Here is a 19,068-nt window from a genome sequence, read left to right as displayed (position 1 = left end):
ACTCGGCGACGTCGCCGAGTCGTCCGGCGGCGAAGAGGACCGCGAAGCCCGTCGACGACCCGCGTTTCCCGCACGGCCCGCTCGCGGTGCTGGACGGCGACGGCTCCGCATACGGCGTCGACGGCATCGTGCTCGACTGCCCGGCGGCCACCGTGCCGGAACTGGTGGAGTGGACGCTGCGCGAGTCCGGCCTCGGGGCCGCGAAGCTGAACCGCCACGGCAAGGACTCCGACCCGCTGATCGTGCTCACCGCCTCCGCCGCCGTGAGGCTCGGGCTGCCGGAGCGCCTGGAGGGCCACGAGCAGCGCCGCTCCCTGCGCCTGCCCGAGGACCACCCGGTGGTCAAGCAGGTCGCGAAGGCGAAGTGGCGGCTCACCCAGCGCGGGTTCGGCCCGTGGGCGCGGATCTACCGCACGGCGCAGGGGACTCGGCGGCAGTGCGTTCAGCTCGCGGTCCTGTCCTGGGACGCCCTCGACGAGCGGTCCTGGCCCGGCGTCGCGGAGATGGAGCCGGCCGATGTCGCCCGCGTCCTCGGGATGTACGCCCATCGGGTCATCACCCCGCGCGGCTCCACGGCCGTGTCCGGGCTGGAGCTGATGACGGCGTTGCGCCCGCCCACGAGGGCCGTGCAGGACCGGGCGACCGGGAACTGGGTGCCCGGCCACAACCCCGGTTCGCTGGGCACGGAGCCGATGGACCCGGCGCCGCCGGAGGCCACCCCCGAACACCCCGTGGTCGTGAACAGCGGCTGGACCGGCGGGTTCCTGGACGAGGAGGCGTACCAGTGGGTCCGCGACGTCGATCTGCTGACGGATGAGGAGTGCACGCTGCCGTACGCGGTCGGCCTGGACCTGAACACCGCGTTCCTCGCCGCCGCGAACCGCCTGGTCGTCGGTCTGTCCGCCCCGGACCACTTCCACGCCCCGGCGTTCAACCCGAAGATCCCCGGCTCCTGGCTGGTCGACCTGTCCCCCATCGAGCCGGACCCGCGCCTGCCGTCGCCGTTCACGCCGTCCGGCGAGCGTCCGACCGGGCCGGCCTGGTACCAGACGCACACCGTCGCCTACGCCCAGGAGCTCGGCCACGACGTGCATCCGATCGAGGCGTACCTGCGCCGGGAGACCGGCGCGTACCTGGATCCGTGGCACGACCGGCTCAGGTCGGCGTACGTCGACACGCTCGCCGACCTCGGCGTCACCAAGGACCTGTCGGACACGGAGTTCCTCGCGGCGATGGAACGCCACAAGGACGTCGACCCGGCCCTGACCGCCGTCCTCGCCGCCGTCAAGGCCACGGTCAAGGGCGGCGTGGGCAAGCTGCGCGAGCGTCCGCAGGGACGCCGCTACCAGGAGGGCGAGCGGTGGCCGGCCCTTCAGCGGCCGACCTGGCGCCCGGACATCCGCGCCGCCGTCATCTCCAGGGCGCGGGTCAACATGCACCGCAAGCTGCGCAACATGGCGGCGATGACGGGCCTGTACCCGCTCGCCGTGCTGTCCGACTGCGTCGTCTACCCGAGCCCCGGCGACAGCCCGCTGGACTTCCTGCCCTACGCCGCCAGCGGCAAGCCGCAGCCCGGCGGCTTCCGCCTCGGCCCCACCCCGGGCCTGGCGAAGCTGGAGGGCGTCCGGTCGATGCTGTGGGCGGTCGGCCTGATGGAGCAGGGCCTCAACCCGGCCCGCCACATCAAGGGCGGCGACGCCGTCCTGGACGAAGGGGAGTGACCGGTGGGGGAGATCGAGGACGCCATCGAGCGGGCCGACCGGGAGAGCTTCACCCGTGAGCCGCCGAAGACGCTCAAGAGCCAGATCCGCTACCTGCTCAAGCAGTTGGGCAGCGCGAAGGCCGTCGCGCAGGAGATCGGCGTCACCGCCGACTCCGTGAACCGCTACCGGCGCGGCGCCCGCAAGCACGCCCGCGCCGACGTCGCCGCGAAGATCGACGACGCGGTGCGGGCCCGCTGGCAGCCGCAGGTGCGCAAGCGCCGGCAGAAGCAGGCCGCCGCCACCGGCGGGATCACGGTGGAGACGAGGGCCCGCTTCGGATACACGGCACCGGTCGGCACGACCGACGACGGACGCTTCCGACGGCTCACCGTGCACCTCCCCCCGGCGTACGCACAGCGCCTGTTCGACGCCCGCGCCGCGGGGGCCGGCGACCGGGAGATGCGCGGGATCATCGCCGAGGGATTCAAGGACGTCTACTTCCAGGACGGCGGCGGCCGCGCCACGGGACTGTCGGACGTGGCCATCAACGACATCGACTACCTGGACCTGGACTACTGAAGGGACGGACGGCGACGGCTCGACCGCCGGATTCCCGGCGGTCGAGCGCGGCATCCGCCCCGGCCTCACCGCGCTCCCCCGGCCCGGGGGAGGTGGCCGTACCGGGGGCGTAACAGGGGCCGGTGCGGTGCGTAACACGTGCGCCGCACGCTGGACGGCATGCAGAGCACCGTGACGCCCACGCACTGCCCGTACTGCGCCCTGCAGTGCGGGATGAATCTGACACCCGCGCCGGGCGGGACCGTCCGGGTGAGCGAGCGCGCGGACTTCCCGGTGAACCGGGGCGCGCTGTGCGGCAAGGGGCGTACGGCACCGGCGGTGCTCGACCCCGGCGTGCGGCTGACCTCGCCGCTGGTGCGGTCCCCGGAGACGGGCGCGCTGGTGCCCGCCGGCTGGGACGGGGCGCTGGACCGGATCGCCGAGGGGCTGGGCCGTACGCGCACCGGGTACGGGGCGGACGCGGTCGGGGTGTTCGGCGGCGGCGGGCTGACGAACGAGAAGGCGTACGCGCTGGGGAAGTTCGCGCGGGTGGTGCTGGGCACCTCCCAGATCGACTACAACGGCCGCTTCTGCATGTCGTCCGCCGCGGCCGCGGGCATCAGGGCGTTCGGGCTGGACCGGGGGCTGCCGTTCCCCCTGGAGGACATCCCGAGGACCGGCTGCGTGATCCTCGTCGGCTCGAACCCGGCGGAGACCATGCCGCCGGCGCTGCGCTACTTCGCCGAGCTGAAGGAGAACGGCGGCACGCTGATCGTCGTCGACCCCCGCCGTACGAAGACCGCCGAGCAGGCCGACCTGCATCTGGCGCCCCGCCCCGGCACCGACCTCGCGCTGGCGCTGGGCCTGCTGCACCTGGTCGTCGCCGAGGGCCGTACCGACGAGGCGTACATCCGGGAACGCACCACCGGCTGGGAGGAGACCCGGGCCGCGGCGATGGCGCACTGGCCGGAGTACGTGGAGCGGATCACCGGCGTGCCCGTGCCCCTGCTGCGGGAGACCGCACGGCTGTTCTGCGAGCCGGAGGCGGCCATGGTGCTCACCGCCCGCGGACCCGAGCAGCAGGCCAAGGGCACCGACACCGTGGGCGCCTGGATCAACCTGTGCCTGGCGACCGGCCGCGCGGGCCGTCCGCTGTCCGGGTACGGCTGCCTGACCGGTCAGGGCAACGGACAGGGCGGGCGTGAACACGGCCAGAAGGCCGACCAGTTGCCCGGCTACCGCAAGCTGACCGACCCGGCGGCCCGCCGGCACGTGGCGGGGGTCTGGGGCGTGGACCCCGACGCGCTGCCCGGCCCGGGGCGCAGCGCGTACGAGCTGCTGGACGCGCTGGGTACGGACATCCGCTCGCTGCTGCTGATGGGCTCCAACCCGGTGGTGTCGGCACCCCGCGCGGCGCACGTCGAGGAACGCATCAGGTCGCTGGACTTCCTGGCGGTCTGCGACGTCGTGCTGTCGGAGACGGCCGCGCTCGCCGATGTCGTCCTGCCGGTGACGCAGTGGGCGGAGGAGACGGGCACGACGACCAACCTGGAGGGCAGGGTGCTGCTGCGGCGGCGCGCGCTGCCGGCCCCGGAGGGTGTGCGCAGCGACCTGGAGGTGCTGCACGAGCTGGCCGCCCGGCTCGGCGGCGGGCCGAGTCCGGAGAAGAGGTTCCCGACCGATCCCGAGGAGGTCTTCGAGGAGCTGCGCCGGGCGAGCGCGGGCGGGCCGGCGGACTACTCCGGGATCAGTTACCGGCGGCTCGCGGAGGAGAACGGCGTGTTCTGGCCGTGCCCGGCGCCCGAGCCCGAGCCCACGCCTGTGGCACCGGCACCGGCACCGGTGGCAGCGGACAGTGCCGTGCACCCCGGTACCCCCCGGCTGTTCCTCGACCGGTTCGCCACCGAGGACGGGCGGGCCCGGTTCGCGCCCGTCGCGCACCGCGCGAACGCCGAGGAGCCCGACGACGACTACCCCGTCCTGCTGACCACCGGCCGGGTGGTGGCGCAGTACCAGTCCGGCGCGCAGACCCGGCGCGTGGACGAACTGAACGCGGCCGCGCCCGGCCCGTTCGTGGAACTGCATCCGCGGCTCGCGGAGCGGCTCGGTGCGGCCGAGGGCGATCCGCTGGCCGTGGTGTCCCGGCGGGGCCGGGCGGTGGCACCGGCCCGGATCACCACCGCGATCCGTCCCGACACCGTGTTCATGCCGTTCCACTGGGCGGGCGAGGGCCGCGCGAACACCCTCACCCATCCCGCCCTGGACCCCACGTCGCGGATGCCGGAGTTCAAGGTGTGCGCGGTGCGGGTGGAGACGGTCCGGTCCTGAGCCCCCGTCCCGATCGGCGGCCGCTCCCGCCTCACCCGTTCACCGCCGTGCGGCGCACCCATCGGGTTCTTTCCCCCGGCCGGGCCCGCGGCACGGCGGTGACCTGCCGAAACGGGCACGGAAGGGGTTTCCGCCGGGGCCGGCCGACACCCGTTCACCGCATTTTTGACGCTCCCTCAGGAAGCGGGCCGCGCCCGTCGGCATTTACCTCGGACCAGTGGGGACGCGACTGACGGCGGCACATGGGGGTGCCGCGGGCGTGTCCCCTTCGTGAGCCCGAGGGAGCATCGATGCGAGGTACCGCCCGGCGGCTGCCCGGCCCGACCGGCCTGACCGGACCCGCGCTCGCCGTGGCCGCCGCGGGACTGCTCGTGGCGGCCGTCGCACCCGCCGCGTACGCCGAGGAGTCCGCCGCCCCCGCAGGACCCCCCTACGGCGCGCCGGCCGGGAGGCCCGCCGGAAGCCTGGAACTGCACCCGGCCATGGTCATGGCCGGCGCGCAGGTGACGGTGAACACCGCGGCGTGCGGCGAAGGCGACACGGTCGCGGGCGACGCCACCGCCGTGGGCGCCGGCCGTTTCATACTGGCTCCGGGCTCGGACGAGCCGGACTCGACCGGACGGTTCCGGGTGCCGCCGGGGGCGCAGCCGGGCACGTACGAGATCACCGCGACGTGCGAGGCGGGCGGGCAGCGGGTGACCGGCGACCTGGTGGTCAGTCTGACGCCCGCGGCGCAGCAGGTGCATCCCCGGGGCAGTGTGAAGACGGGGGTCGGTGGCGCTCTGGGCCCCGATCCCGTGCAGACCGCGGCCGGTGTGGCGGCTCTCGCCGTCGCCGCCGCGGGCGGTACCTGGCTCCTGCATCGCCGGGCGAGAGGCGACGGGTTCTGACGGGCGCCCTCCACCGCCCGTCCGCCGTACCGCATGTCCCCTCCCCCTCCGGGTCCGACGCCCCTCGCGGCCCGGAGGGACACGGGGACGACTCCGGAGAGGTCAGTCCGCGATGCACCACATACGCCGCAGGTCCAGCCGGGTCGGGAGCCCGAGCAACACGGTCATAGTGTCGGTGAGCGTGTTCGCCCTGTGCTGCGGCCTGTGGCTGCTGGGCAACGGGGCCGCGACGAACGCCCCGCCCCAGCCGTCCACCGCCCAGGCGTACTCCGCGCCCGACGGACGCGGCTCCGGGCGCCCCTCCGAGCAGGCCGTCGCGCTGCCGCCCTCCCCGCCCGACCGGATCCGCGTCCCCGCGATCGGCGTGGACGCGCCCCTGACGGGCCTCGGGCTGACCGGTACCGGCAGCCTCGACGTACCGCCGCCCGAGCGGACGAACCTGGCCGGCTGGTACGAGGCCGGCACCACTCCCGGCGAGACGGGCACCGCGGTCGTCGCGGGCCATGTCGACAACGCCGAGGGCCCCGCCGTCTTCTACTCCCTGGGCGCCCTGCGCAAGGGCGACACCGTCGAGGTGGGCCGGCGCGACGGCGGCACCGCCGTGTTCACCGTGCACGCCGTCGAGGTGTACGACGCCCGGGACTTCCCCGACGAGAAGGTGTACGGCGCGGCGAAGCGCCCGGAGCTGCGGATCATCACCTGCGGCGGAGGCTACTCACGCACCACCGGCTACCGGGGGAACGTCGTCGTCTACGCCCACCTGACGGACAGCCGCTGAGCCTTGAGCAGCCGGGCCTTCGAGCAGCCGGGCCCTCGAACAGCCGGTTCTTCGAGCGGCCGGTTCTTCGAGCGGCCGAACCGTCCTGCGCGGCCGGCCGGCACCGCGCCTCACGCCACCCGGTGCGGGTCGGGCTCCGTCTCCCCCAGCACGTTCGTCCTCCCCCACGCGCCCAGCGGTTCCAGCGCCTCGTTGAGCGCCGTCCCCTTCGGCTTCAGCGAGTACTCGACGCGCAGCGGGTTCTCGTCGTACTGCTCCCGGTGCACGATGCCGTCGGCCTCCAGCTCCCGCAGAGGCGAGGCGAGCACCTTCTCGGTGATCCCGGGCAGCTCCCGGCGCAGGGCGCCGAAGCGGTACGGCCGTTCGTGCAGCACCCAGAGGATCAGCACCTTCCACTTGCCGCCGATCACGTCCATCGCCGCGTCGATCCCGCACAGATATACGCCCCGGCCGTCGTGCCCTCCCGACGGGTACGGCGTTTTCGGCCCTGCCGGCCGGGCGAGGTGCCGGCCCTCAGGCCAGCCACTGTTCGTACGCCATGTTCGCCACCAGGGCGAAGACGACCGTCAGCAGGACGACGCGGACGAAGCCGCTGCCCTTCTTCAGGGCCGTGTGGGCTCCGAGGGTGCCGCCCGCCAGGTTGAACACGGCCATCAGGCCCGCCAGCTGCCACAGCACCGCGCCCTGCCAGGCGAACATCGCCAGCGCGCCGGCGTTGGTGCAGCAGTTGACGATCTTCGCGGTGGCGGACGCGGTGACGAGGTCGAGGTGGAGCAGGGCGGTGAGCGCCAGGACGAGGAACGTACCGGTGCCGGGGCCGATGAGGCCGTCGTAGAAGCCGATGCCCAGGCCGCCGAACCCGATCGCGGCGAGGACGCGGCGGCGGGAGACCGGGCCGGGCTTCGGTGCGGTGCCGAAGCTCGGGCGGAGGATGACGAAGGCCGCGACGGCGAGCAGCACCACCATGATCACCGGCTTGAGGACCTCGGTGCTCATCCCGGCGGCGAGGAAGGCCCCGCCCGACGATCCGGCGAGGGCGGCCAGGCCGATGCGTACGGCGGTCCGTACGTCGACGGGTGCCTTGCGGGCGTAGGTGATCGCCGCGCCGGTGGTGCCGACGATGGCGACCGCCTTGTTGGTGCCCAGGGCGTGCGCGGCGGGGGTGCCGGCGGGCAGGCCGAGCAGCAGCGCCGGCAGCAGCAGGAGTCCGCCACCACCGACCACCGCGTCGATCCAGCCTGCCGCCAGTGCCGCGAGGCAGAGGAGAACGACCGTGGTCAGGGAGATGTCGGGCATAGGCGTGACCCTACGAAGCGGATAGTTGTGCCGTCCATCAAGATGAGCGTTTCCTGAGGTTGAGGCTCCTCACAGTGCCTCCTCGCAGTGCCCCTCGCCCCCCTCCGGCGCGTGCCCCGCACCCTCACAGCCGCCCCCGGCCCCCGCTGAGGGCAGCGTTCCGAGCGGGAAACAGAGGGGATGCCGCCGGGTAACACCCGCACCGCACGCTCGGGGACATGACCTCGAACTCGCGTGTGGTGGTGATCGGCGCCGGCCTGGCGGGCGTGACGCTCGCCCGGCGGCTCGGCGAGCTCGGCACGCCGGTGACGCTGATCGGCGAGGAGGAGCACCGCCCGTACAACAGGGTGCTGCTCGCCGAGGTGCTGGCCGGGCGGTACGGCCCCGAGGTGATCGCCCTGCCGGCGCCCGCCGGGCTGACCCGCGCCCGGGTCACCGGCATCGACCGGGCCGGGCGGACCGTCCGGTGCGCCGACGGCCCTCCGATCGCCTACGACACGCTGGTCCTGGCCACCGGTTCCAACGCCGTACTGCCGCCCCTGCGCGGCCTGTTCACCCCGGACCACGAACTGCCCGAGGGCATGCACGCGTTCCGGACCATGGACGACTGCCTGGGACTGTCCGGGGCGGTCCGTCCGGGAATCCGGGCGGTCGTCATCGGTGGCGGGCTGCTCGGGGTCTCCGCGGCCCGCGCGCTGGCCGTGCGCGGCGCGCAGGTCGTCCTCGCCCAGCAGTCCGAGCGGCTCATGGAACGCCAGCTCGACCCGGCCGCCTCGCGGTTCGTCCGGCGGCATCTGGAGGACCTGGGCGTCGAGGTGCACACCGAGTGCCGGGTGCGGGACGTGCGCTCGGTCGGCGGCGCGGTGCGGTCGGTGGAGCTGGCCGACGGCTACGCCCTCGGAGCCGACCTGGTCGTCCTCGCGTGCGGGGTCCGCCCGCGCGTCGGCCTCGCGCAGGCGGCCGGCCTGGAGGTCCGCACGGGCGTGGTCGTCGACGACGGGCTGCGCACCTCGGACCCGCACATCCACGCGATCGGCGACTGCGCCCAGCACGCGGGGCAGGTCTACGGGCTGGCCGCGCCCGCCCTCGAACAGGCCGACGCCCTGGCCGGGCTGCTGGCCGGCGACCCCGCCGCCCGCTACACCGGCACCCGGTCCCTGACCCGGCTCACGCTCACCGGGCCCCACAGCCCCTTCGACCTCGCCGCGTTCGGCGAGACCGATCTTCGCCCCGGCGACGACGTCGTGCAGCTCGCCGACGCCACCCGGGGCACCTACCGCAAGGTCGTCGTCCGCGACCACCGGCTGGTCGGCGGGGTCCTGGTCGGCGAACTCGGCACCGTCGGCGCGCTCGCGCGCGCCTGGGAGGGAGCAGAGCCGCTCCCCTCCGACGGCGGCCCCCTGCTCCACCTGCTCACCAACGAGGGAGACTCCCGATGACCACCGCCCCGGAGGCCACCCCCACGATCGTGCTCGTCGGCCACGGCATGGTCGGCCAGCGCTTCCTCGAGGCGCTCGCCGAGCGCGGCCTGACCGCCACGCACCGCGTGGTCGTACTGTGCGAGGAGCCGCGCCCGGCGTACGACCGCGTCCGGCTCACCTCGTACTTCTCGGGGAGGACCCCCGAGGACCTGTCCATGACGGACCTGCGGTTCGTCGAGGACCACGGCATCGAACTGCACGTCGGCGACCCGGCCGAGAGCATCGACCGCGAGGCCCGCGAGGTGACCGCCCGCTCCGGGCTGGTCGTCGGCTACGACCTCCTCGTCCTGGCCACCGGCTCCTCCCCCTTCGTTCCGCCGGTTCCCGGCAAGGACGCCCGGGGCTGCTTCGTGTACCGCACCCTCGAGGACCTGCTCGCCATCGAGGAGTACGCGAAGAACGCGACGACCGGCGCGGTGGTCGGCGGCGGGCTCCTCGGACTGGAGGCGGCGGGCGCGCTCGACGGGCTCGGACTCACCACGCACATCGTGGAGTTCGCGCCGCGCCTGATGCCCGTGCAGGTCGACGACGGCGGCGGCAGCGCGCTGCTGCGCACCATCGAGAACATGGGCCTGACCGTCCACACCGGCACCGGTACCCAGGAGATCGTGACCGGCGACGACGGCGCCGTCACCGGCATGAAGCTGTCCGACGGCTCCGAACTCGCAACCGACCTGGTGGTGTTCAGCGCCGGCGTCCGTCCCCGTGACCAGCTGGCCCGTGACTGCGGCCTGACGGTCGGCGAGCGCGGCGGCATCGCCGTGGACGAGCAGTGCCGCACGGTCGCCGATCCGCACGTCTTCGCGATCGGCGAGTGCGCGCTGGCCGCCGACGGCCGGGTGTACGGCCTGGTCGCCCCCGGCTACGAGCAGGCGCAGACCGCCGCGGCGACGATCGCCGACGACGAGACCGACCGTCTGACGTTCACCGGCGCCGACCTGTCCACCAAGCTGAAGCTGCTCGGCGTCGACGTGGCGTCCTTCGGCGACGCGCACGGCACCACCGCCGACTGCCTGGACGTCGTCTACTCCGACTCCCGCGCCGGGCTCTACAAGAAGCTGGTCATCGGCAGCGACGGCACGCTGCTCGGCGGCATCCTGGTCGGCGACGCGGAGGCGTACGGCACTCTGCGCGCCTTCACCGGGTCGGTCCCGCCCGTCCCGCCCGAGTCCCTCGTCCTGCCCGCCGGGGCCGGGGCCCCGGCCCCGCTGGGCCCGTCCGCGCTGCCGGACGAGGCCGTCGTCTGCTCCTGCCACCACGTCACCAAGGGCACCGTCCGCGGCGCGGTCACCGAGCACGGCTGCACCACCGTGCCCGAGGTGAAGAAGTGCACCAAGGCCGGTACGGGCTGCGGCAGTTGCGTGAAGGTACTCGGTCAGCTCGTCACCGCCGAGCTGGAGGCGAGCGGCGTCGAGGTCGACAAGGGCCTGTGCGGCTGCTTCCCGCAGACCCGCGAGGAGCTGTACGAGATCGTCCTCGCCCTGCGCGTCGCCTCCCACCGGGACCTGCTGGACCGGTACGGCCGCGAGGACGCCCGGGGCGGCGACGGCTGCGAGGTCTGCAAGCCGACGGTCGGCTCGATCATCGCCTCCCTCGCCCCGGTGATCGGCGCGAGCGGCTACGTCCTGGAGGGCGAGCAGGCCGCCCTGCAGGACACCAACGACCACTTCCTCGCCAACCTCCAGAAGAACGGCTCGTATTCGGTCGTCCCCCGCATCCCCGGCGGCGAGATCGCCCCGGAGAAGCTGATCGTGATCGGCGAGATCGCCCGCGACTTCGGCCTCTACACGAAGATCACCGGCGGCCAGCGCATCGACATGTTCGGCGCCCGCGTCGAGCAGCTCCCGGTGATCTGGGCCCGGCTGGTGGACGCCGGTTTCGAGTCCGGCCACGCGTACGGGAAGTCGCTGCGCACGGTGAAGTCCTGCGTCGGACAGACCTGGTGCCGTTACGGCGTCCAGGACTCCGTGCGCATGGCGATCGGCCTGGAGCTGCGCTACCGGGGCCTGCGCTCCCCGCACAAGCTGAAGTCGGCGGTCTCCGGGTGCGCCCGCGAGTGCGCCGAGGCCCGGTCGAAGGACTTCGGCGTGATCGCCACCTCCCACGGCTGGAGCCTCTACGTCGGCGGCAACGGCGGCGCCACCCCGCGCCACGCCGACCTGCTCGCCCAGGACCTCTCGGACGCCGAACTGGTCCGTCTCGTCGACCGGTTCCTGATGTTCTACATCCGCACCGCCGACAGGCTGGAGCGCACCTCCACCTGGCTGGAGCGGATCCCCGGGGGCCTGGACCACGTACGGGACGTCGTCGTGCACGACTCGCTCGGCATCTGCGACGAGCTGGAGGCCCGGATGCGGGCCCATGTGTCGCACTACCGCGACGAGTGGGCCGAAACCGTCAACGACCCCGAGAAACTGGCCCGGTTCGTGTCCTTCGTCAACGCGCCCGACACCCCCGACCCGGTCGTGGGCTTCGTGCCCGAACGCGACCAGATGAAGCCCGACCTGCCGCTGCTGGACATCGGCAGGCGACCCGCGCAGTCCGAGGAAACCGCCCTGGAAGGGAGCGCCCAGCGATGACCCCGGCCCTCGAGACCACGGACCTGAAGGTTCGCATCCAGCTGACCGACGCCTGGTTCACCGTCTGCGACCTGAGCGTCCTGCTCCCCGGCCGCGGTGTGGCGGCCCTGCTGCCCGACGGCCGGCAGGTCGCCGTCTTCACCGACCGCACCGGCGGGCTGTACGCGGTCGACAACCGTGATCCCTTCACCGGCGCGGCGGTCCTCTCCCGCGGCCTGACCGGCACCCACCGGGGCCGCCCGTTCGTCGCCTCCCCGCTGCTGAAGCAGCGCTTCGACCTGGAGACGGGCCGGTGCCTGGACGACGAGACCGTACGGGTCACGGCCTACCGGGTGAAAGCAGCGTGACGGGACGGGCCCGGCGGGGCCCGGGGGCTCACCGGACGCCGGGCACGTCGTACGTCACCCCCGTCAGCTCCTCCGAGGCCGCCCAGAGCCGCTCCCCCATCGCGTCGTCGAGGGTCCAGGGTGCCCGCCAGGACGGTGCGGGCGCCCCGCGCCACAGGGCGAAGGACGGGCCGATGAACGCGTCGGGGCGTACGCCGGGCCTGGTCGCGGCGTACAGCAGGGGCAACGCGCCGGCCTCGGCGGACTGGGCGACGATCCGGTTGCCGAGCCGCATCACCCGCTCGGCGATCCGGCGTCCCTCGGCCCGCGGCCCCGCGGTCTGGAGGTTGGTGGCCGCGTACCCGGGATGAGCGGCTGCCGCCACCACGTCACTGCCGTGCGCCGCCAGCCTGCGGGCCAGTTCGTGCGTGAAGAGCAGGTTGGCCGACTTGGAGCGGGCGTAGGCGACCCAACGCCGGTAGCGGCGCTCGCTGTTGAGGTCGCGCGCATCGATGTTGGCCATCACGTGGGTCATGCTGGACACGGTCACGATCCGCGCGCCCGGCGCCGCGAGCAGCGCAGGCAGCAGCAGTCCGGTGAGGGCGAAGTGCCCCAGGTGATTGACCCCGAACTGGGTCTCGAACCCGTCCGCGGTCGTCCCGTAGGGCAGCGCCATCACCCCGGCGTTGTTGAGCAGCAGATCGACCCGCTCGTCCGAAAGGGCGGTCGCGAACTCCCGCACGGAGGCCAGGTCCCCGAGGTCCAGTCGCCGCACCTCGGCCTCGGCGCCCGGTACCTCGCCGCGCAGCAGGTTCAGGGCGTCCCGGCCGCGCGCCTCGCTCCGGCAGGCGAGCACCACCCGCGCCCCCGCACGGGCCAGTTCCCGCGCCGCGACCTGACCGAGCCCGCTGTTGGCCCCGGTGACGACGGCCAGACGCCCGCCCTGATCGGGAATGTCGTTCGCGTTCCATCCGGACATGACCGGACTCCCTCCGCCGGCGTCGCACCTGTACGGACCTCCGTGGTCACCCTACGAGAGCCGGGTACCCGCCGCGCGGCAGCCGGTCATCCCCCCGTACGACCACATCCATGGCATGTTCATTCCATACGCCTAGGTTCCCCACCGCACGCTCCCGTCACCGACCGGTGGCGGGACGGTTCACGGCACCTCCAGGAGCAGCAGTGGAACGTCGTACCTTCCTTCGTGCGAGCGCCATGGGCGGAACCTCCGCGGTCCTCGGCGGCGCACTCTGGCACAGCGCCGCGTACGCGGCGCCCGCCCAGCCCGGTACGGGCCCGTACGGGGCGCCCGGCTCGGCGGACGCCAACGGGATCCGGCTGCCGGCCGGGTTCACCAGCAGAGTGATCGCCCGCTCGGGCCAGCAGGTCCCGGGCACGTCGTACACCTGGCACAACGCCCCCGACGGCGGCGCCTGCTACGCGGACGGCAGCGGCTGGATCTACGTCTCCAACTCGGAGATCAACCCCTCCGGCGGCGCGGGCGCCGTCCGCTTCTCGGCCACCGGCGCCGTCACGGGCGCGTACCGCATCCTGTCCGGCACCCGACAGAACTGCGCGGGCGGGAAGACTCCGTGGAACACCTGGCTGTCCTGCGAGGAGGTGGACCGCGGCTACGTCTACGAGACCGACCCGTGGGGGACGAAGGCGGCGGTCCGCCGGGACGCGATGGGCCGCTTCAAGCACGAGGCGGCGGCCGCCGACCCGGTCCGCGGGGTCGTCTACCTGACCGAGGACGTCTCGGACGGCTGCTTCTACCGCTTCCGGCCGACGACCTGGGGCGACCTGTCCTCCGGCACGCTGGAGGTGCTGGTGGCGGGCAGCGGCACGAGCGGCCCGGTGAGCTGGGCGAGGGTCCCGGACCCGTCCGGGGCCACCGCGACCCGCAACCAGGTCTCCGGCGCCAAGCGCTTCAACGGAGGCGAGGGCTGCCACTACGCGAACGACACCTGCTGGTTCACCACCAAGGGCGACAACCGCGTCTGGCAGTACGACGCCGCCGCCCAGACCATCGAACTCGCCTACGACGACTCCCTGGTGACGGGCGGCTCGGCTCCTCTGACCGGCGTCGACAACGTCACCGGCTCCGCCTCGGGCGACCTCTTCGTGGCCGAGGACGGCGGCAACCTGGAGATCTGCGTCATCACCCCCGACGACGTCGTGGCCCCCTTCCTCCGGGTGGACGGCCAGTCCGGCTCGGAGATCACCGGCCCGGCCTTCTCCCCGGACGGCACCCGCCTGTACTTCTCCAGCCAGCGCGGCACGAGCGGCAGCTCGTCGGGCGGCATCACGTACGAGGTGAAGGGCCCGTTCCGCACCTGACGGCTCCCCGCTCTCCGCTCGCGCCGGTGTGTTCCGCGCACCGACACGAGCGGAGAGCTACCGCCCGGTCACGTCACGTTCGCATCACGGGTCCACCAAACCTCCACACGCTCCCCCAATCCCTCCCCTACCGTCAGCAGCTCACACCCGGCAGATCCTCCCGGACGGGGGCACGCTGCCGGAAATCCGCACATAGCTGGGGGATCCCCTGTGAACCTGTCCTGCAAGTCCGCCGCCGTGACCGTCGCCGCGCTCGCACTGGCCACGCTGCCCGTCACCACCGCCGTGGCCCACGAGGGCGTGTTCAAGAACTGCACCGAGGCGTACAACGCCGGGTACTCCCACATCAAGGCGGGCAGCGAGCACTACGGCAAGCACCTGGACGGCGACGGCGACGGCATCGGCTGCGACAACGCGCCCGCGGGCTTCGTCCCCGCCGCCGACAAGGACACCGGCAAGGACAAGGACACCGACTCGGACGACGACGCCGGAACCGGCTCCGGCTCCGGCTCCGCCGAAAAGGGCGCCACCGAACAGGACGGCGGCACCGACCTCGCCGAGACCGGCGGCAACAGCGCGACCCCGTACATCGCGGCCGCCGGCGCGGCCGTCGTCCTGGCGGGCGGCGGCGTCCTGCTCGCGGCCCGCCGTCGTCGCAGCACCGACTGACCAACCCCGAAGCCACGAAGCGGGCGGCACCCGGCCGAGGGCACCCCGGCGCCCGCGGCCGATGTCGCCGGAACGGTCGCCGCCATCTGCCCGCCCGACCTGGCCATGCGCCGGATCGCGCGCCTTCCTCGCCGGGCGGGCCTCAACGCGACCGAGCCGGGTCCACTCCGGCCAGCCCCGTACAGAGAAGAACGTATGCGGCGAGGGCGGGGATCGGCATGTGCCCGCCCGGGCGGTCGATGGCGTCGATGGAGTACCCGGAGACCCCCACCCAGACCAGCCCACCGACGAGCACGAGCACGGCGTTGCCGATCTCCCCCATCACCCGCATACCGACCCACAGCAGGAGAGGCATGAGAGCCCAGGAGGCGGCCGTGGTGAGCAAGAGCTCGAAGGCACCGGAGAAAATCGTGCCCCCGCTCGCGGCTGCGGCGTCGCGGCCCCACGGTCTGCGCCGGCGCACAGGAGAGGGCGGCACCCCCGCACGGGTGCCGCCCTCTCTTCGTGATCCGGAGCCGTTGCCGATCGGTGAGGGTGGTCGGGTGACAGGCAACGGCTCCGGGGCTTGACTCACCCCGGAGGGGTCAGCGGTGGTCGCTGCCCTTCGAGGTGACCGCCGCGCGGCCGGCCTCCAGGCGGGCGACCGGGATGCGGAACGGGGAGCAGGAGACGTAGTCCAGACCCACCTCGTGGAAGAAGTGGACGGACTCCGGGTCGCCGCCGTGCTCGCCGCAGACTCCGAGCTTGAGGCCGGGGCGGGTGGCGCGGCCGGCCTCGACGGCGAGCTTCACGAGGGAGCCGACGCCGTCCCGGTCGATGGTCTCGAACGGGGAGACGCCGAAGATGCCCTTCTCCAGGTAGGCCGTGAAGAAGCTGGCCTCCACGTCGTCCCGGCTGAAGCCCCACACCGTCTGGGTGAGGTCGTTGGTGCCAAAGGAGAAGAACTCGGCGGCCTCGGCGATCTGGCCGGCGGTCAGGGCGGCGCGCGGCAGCTCGATCATCGTGCCGATGGCGAGCTTCAGCTTCGTGCCGGTGGCCTCCTCGACCTCCGCGATGACCTTGTCGGCCTCCTCGCGGACGATCTCCAGCTCCTGGACCGTGCCGACCAGCGGGATCATGATCTCGGCGCGCGGGTCGCCCTTGGCCGCCCGGCGCTCGGCCGCCGCCTCGGCGATGGCCCGTACCTGCATGGTGAACAGGCCGGGGATGACCAGACCGAGCCGGACGCCGCGCAGGCCCAGCATCGGGTTCTGCTCGTGCAGCCGGTGCACCGCCTGGAGGAGGCGCAGGTCGTTCTCGTGCGGTTCCTGGCGGGACTCGGCGAGGGCCACGCGGACCGACAGTTCGGTGATGTCGGGCAGGAACTCGTGCAGCGGCGGGTCGAGGAGCCGGACCGTGACGGGGAGGCCGTCCATCCCCTCGAACAGCTCGACGAAGTCCTTCCGCTGGAGCGGCAGCAGCGCCTTGAGGGACTCCTCGCGCTCGTCCTGGGTGTCGGCCAGGATCAGCCGCTCCACCAGCTCGCGCCGGTCGCCGAGGAACATGTGCTCGGTGCGGCACAGGCCGATGCCCTGGGCGCCGAAGCGGCGGGCGCGCAGCGCGTCCTCGGCGTTGTCGGCGTTGGCGCGCACGCGCAGCCGGCGCTTGCGGTCGGCGAAGGCCATCATCCGGTGGACGGCCTCGACCAGCTCGTCGGCGTCGTCGGCGCCCGGGTGCATCCGGCCCTCGAAGTACTCCACCACGGGGGACGGCACGACGGGGACCTCGCCGAGGTAGACCTTGCCGGTCGAGCCGTCGATGGAGATCAGGTCGCCTTCCTCGACGACGTGCCCGCCGGGGACGGTCATCCGGCGGCGCTTGGTGTCGACCTCGAGCTCCTCGGCGCCGCACACACAGGTCTTGCCCATGCCGCGTGCGACGACGGCGGCGTGCGAGGTCTTGCCGCCGCGGGAGGTGAGGATGCCCTCGGCGGCGATCATGCCGTCCAGGTCGTCGGGGTTGGTCTCACGGCGGACCAGGATGACCTTCTCGCCGGAGCGGGACCACTTGACGGCCGTGTACGAGTCGAAGACCGCCTTGCCGACCGCAGCGCCCGGCGAGGCCGCGATGCCGCGCCCGACCTTCTCGACCTTCGTGTCCTCGTCGAAGCGCGGGAACATCAGCTGGGCGAGCTGTGCGCCGGTGACGCGGATGAGCGCTTCGGCCTCGTCGATCAGCCCCTGGTCGACGAGCTGGGTGGCGATGCGGAAGGCCGCGCCCGCGGTGCGCTTGCCGACGCGGGTCTGGAGCATCCACAGCTGGCCGCGCTCGATGGTGAACTCGATGTCGCAGAGATCCTTGTAGTGGTTCTCCAGCGTCTCCATGATCTGCATCAGCTGGTCGTACGACTTCTTGTCGATCTGCTCCAGCTCCGCGAGCGGCACGGTGTTGCGGATGCCCGCGACCACGTCCTCGCCCTGGGCGTTCTGCAGGTAGTCGCCGTAGACGCCCTGGTGGCCGGAGGCGGGGTCGCGGGTGAAGGCCACGCCGGTTCCGGAATCGGGGCCGAGGTTGCCGAAGACCATGGAGCAGATGTTGACGGCCGTGCCCAGGTCGTGCGGGATGCGTTCCTGGCGGCGGTAGAGCTTGGCCCGGTCGGTGTTCCAGGAGTCGAAGACCGCGTGGATGGCGAGGTCCATCTGCTCGCGCGGGTCCTGCGGGAAGTCCCGGCCGGCCTCGGTCTTGACGATCTTCTTGAACTTGGTGACCAGCTTCTTGAGGTCGGCGGCCTCCAGCTCGGTGTCGACCGTGACCTTCTTGGCCGCCTTCGCCGCGTCCAGCGCGTCCTCGAACAGCTCGCCGTCGACGCCGAGGACGGTCTTGCCGAACATCTGGATGAGGCGCCGGTAGGAGTCCCAGGCGAAGCGGTCGTCGCCGGCCTGCTTGGCCAGTCCCTGCACGGACTTGTCGGAGAGGCCGATGTTCAGGACGGTGTCCATCATGCCCGGCATGGAGAACTTGGCTCCGGAGCGGACCGACACGAGGAGAGGGTCGTCGCTCTGGCCCAGCTTCTTGCCCATCGTCGCTTCGAGGGCGTCGAGGTGCGCACTCACCTCGTCACGCAGTGCCGCCGGCTCCGTGCCGCTCTCCAGGTAGACCTTGCAGGCTTCCGTGGTGATGGTGAAGCCCGGAGGGACGGGGAGGCCCAGATTGGTCATCTCGGCGAGGTTCGCACCTTTTCCGCCGAGGAGGTCCTTGAGGTCCTTGTTGCCCTCGGTGAAGTCGTAGACGAACTTCACGTCCTCAACGCTGTGACCCTGCTGGCCTACGTGGGGATCTTTGTTTTCCGACACGGGTCTCGACTCCTCGAGGACGCGGTGGCTGCCCTGACGGGCAGGAACATACCCAGATCAAAGGCGTCTGGGTACGTCCACACGTGCGTCATGCGCCTGCGACCACTCCGCCGCCACGGGATCGAAAGTCAAGGCTTGGTAAGCCGCCACAACCGCATGTGTTCACTTCTTGAACGCGCCGGCCCCGGATTGAGCCCTCCAGTCGCTCATGTGAGCACCATTCGGCACGTCTGATTTCGCTCGATGAACGATCGAGGGATGGCACTCGGTGCCATCCTTTGAGAAGTGCAGCCGCCTATAATCCGCTCATCTGAGCGCAACCCTTATCAGGGGTGGCGAGAATCACGCTGCCACAGTCGCCGGGATTTCACCATGCGGACGCGCCCCGTACGACTCCCCCGGCGGCCGCGCGGGCGGTTGTGCAGGCACCTCACCTGCACTCCACGCACGGCATGCCCGGCCTTCGCCCCCTGTTTTCCGAACGTACCTCCGCCGCGCTGAACGCGCCGGTCGGCGGACCCGTACGGAACTACGGCGGATCCGGACCCCCACGCCGGGTCCGCCACCTCACCGGGTTTTGCACGGAAGGACCTCCGGGTGCCCGTCTTCACACGCCTGCGCCGACCCACCCGCACGACCGGACCGGCCCGCACGACCGAACCTCCGCGGACGGCCGAAGAGAATCCACGGGGAGAAGGGCACCCGCCCCCGCCCCCTGAGGAAGAGACGGAAGCACGGCGTGGGGAAGAGACCTCGAAGAAGCCCGCCCTCCGCCTCCTCCGCCTCCT

Annotated in this window: 14 protein-coding genes and 1 pseudogene; 10 read left to right on the top strand and 5 right to left on the bottom strand. The window is 72.6% G+C overall.

Annotated features, from left to right (window positions below; translation table 11 throughout):
• From tap to AOK11_RS09180, 5 genes are all read left to right on the top strand, one after another.
• Positions 1–1,721 (top strand): telomere-associated protein Tap (tap, locus tag AOK11_RS09200; protein WP_055593170.1); only part of this gene is annotated, 1,721 nt, incomplete at its 5' end.
• Positions 1,722–1,724: 3 nt separating this feature from the next.
• The gene (gene tpg / locus AOK11_RS09195; RefSeq protein WP_055593169.1) at positions 1,725–2,282 is read left to right on the top strand and encodes a telomere-protecting terminal protein Tpg; all 558 of its coding nucleotides are present in this window, start codon (positions 1,725–1,727) and stop codon (positions 2,280–2,282) included.
• Positions 2,283–2,441: 159 nt separating this feature from the next.
• Complete coding sequence (locus AOK11_RS09190; RefSeq protein WP_055593171.1) at positions 2,442–4,589, top strand: molybdopterin oxidoreductase family protein; 2,148 nt, start codon at positions 2,442–2,444, stop codon at positions 4,587–4,589.
• A 290-nt stretch (positions 4,590–4,879) separates the two neighbouring features.
• Entirely contained in the window at positions 4,880–5,479 is a 600-nt protein-coding gene (locus AOK11_RS09185; protein WP_055593168.1) for a hypothetical protein, read from the top strand.
• 112 nt (positions 5,480–5,591) lie between these two features.
• A complete protein-coding gene (locus AOK11_RS09180) occupies positions 5,592–6,257 on the top strand; it encodes a class F sortase (protein ID WP_055593167.1) in 666 nt (221 codons plus the stop codon).
• 110 nt (positions 6,258–6,367) lie between these two features.
• Here the strand turns inward: AOK11_RS09180 and AOK11_RS09175 are convergent.
• Positions 6,368–6,725, bottom strand: a pseudogene (locus AOK11_RS09175) (winged helix-turn-helix transcriptional regulator); the annotation flags it as partial.
• 45 nt (positions 6,726–6,770) lie between these two features.
• Entirely contained in the window at positions 6,771–7,553 is a 783-nt protein-coding gene (locus tag AOK11_RS09170; RefSeq protein WP_055593165.1) for a sulfite exporter TauE/SafE family protein, read from the bottom strand.
• Positions 7,554–7,771: 218 nt separating this feature from the next.
• On the opposite strand from AOK11_RS09170, the gene AOK11_RS09165 reads away from it, so the two are divergent.
• The 3 genes from AOK11_RS09165 to nirD are packed head-to-tail and all read left to right on the top strand — an operon-like array spanning position 7,772 to position 11,960.
• On the top strand, positions 7,772–8,992 hold the full coding sequence (locus AOK11_RS09165; protein ID WP_055593164.1) for an NAD(P)/FAD-dependent oxidoreductase: 1,221 nt from the start codon (positions 7,772–7,774) through the stop codon (positions 8,990–8,992).
• Positions 8,989–11,613: a nitrite reductase large subunit NirB gene (gene nirB, locus AOK11_RS09160; RefSeq protein WP_055593163.1), complete on the top strand. Its 2,625-nt coding sequence runs from the start codon at positions 8,989–8,991 to the stop codon at positions 11,611–11,613. The genes AOK11_RS09165 and nirB overlap by 4 nt, the downstream gene beginning before the upstream one ends.
• A complete protein-coding gene (nirD, locus tag AOK11_RS09155) occupies positions 11,610–11,960 on the top strand; it encodes a nitrite reductase small subunit NirD (protein WP_055593162.1) in 351 nt (116 codons plus the stop codon). Before nirB ends, nirD begins: the two co-directional genes overlap by 4 nt.
• Before the next feature lie 28 nt (positions 11,961–11,988).
• Here nirD and AOK11_RS09150 read toward each other — a convergent pair whose 3' ends face one another.
• The gene (locus tag AOK11_RS09150) at positions 11,989–12,918 is read right to left on the bottom strand and encodes an oxidoreductase (protein ID WP_055593161.1); all 930 of its coding nucleotides are present in this window, start codon (positions 12,916–12,918) and stop codon (positions 11,989–11,991) included.
• 203 nt (positions 12,919–13,121) lie between these two features.
• Between AOK11_RS09150 and AOK11_RS09145 the strand changes: the two genes are divergently transcribed.
• Together AOK11_RS09145 and AOK11_RS09140 are read left to right on the top strand one after the other, a co-directional pair.
• Positions 13,122–14,279: an alkaline phosphatase PhoX gene (locus AOK11_RS09145; RefSeq protein WP_055593160.1), complete on the top strand. Its 1,158-nt coding sequence runs from the start codon at positions 13,122–13,124 to the stop codon at positions 14,277–14,279.
• A 210-nt stretch (positions 14,280–14,489) separates the two neighbouring features.
• Positions 14,490–14,948, top strand: a complete 459-nt coding sequence (locus AOK11_RS09140) for an LAETG motif-containing sortase-dependent surface protein (RefSeq protein ID WP_055593159.1) — start codon at positions 14,490–14,492, stop codon at positions 14,946–14,948.
• A 142-nt stretch (positions 14,949–15,090) separates the two neighbouring features.
• Here the strand turns inward: AOK11_RS09140 and AOK11_RS09135 are convergent, their stop codons facing one another.
• Both AOK11_RS09135 and ppdK read right to left on the bottom strand, forming a co-directional pair.
• Positions 15,091–15,303, bottom strand: a complete 213-nt coding sequence (locus AOK11_RS09135; protein WP_167353772.1) for a hypothetical protein — start codon at positions 15,301–15,303, stop codon at positions 15,091–15,093.
• 229 nt (positions 15,304–15,532) lie between these two features.
• Positions 15,533–18,280 (bottom strand): pyruvate, phosphate dikinase, encoded by a 2,748-nt coding sequence (gene ppdK, locus AOK11_RS09130; RefSeq protein ID WP_055593157.1) that lies wholly within the window; start codon positions 18,278–18,280, stop codon positions 15,533–15,535.
• Positions 18,281–19,068 lie beyond the last annotated feature (788 nt).

This window comes from Streptomyces hirsutus, assembly GCF_001418415.1.
Lineage (GTDB): Bacteria > Actinomycetota > Actinomycetes > Streptomycetales > Streptomycetaceae > Streptomyces > Streptomyces hirsutus.
This window is presented reverse-complemented; position numbering and strand designations above follow the sequence as displayed.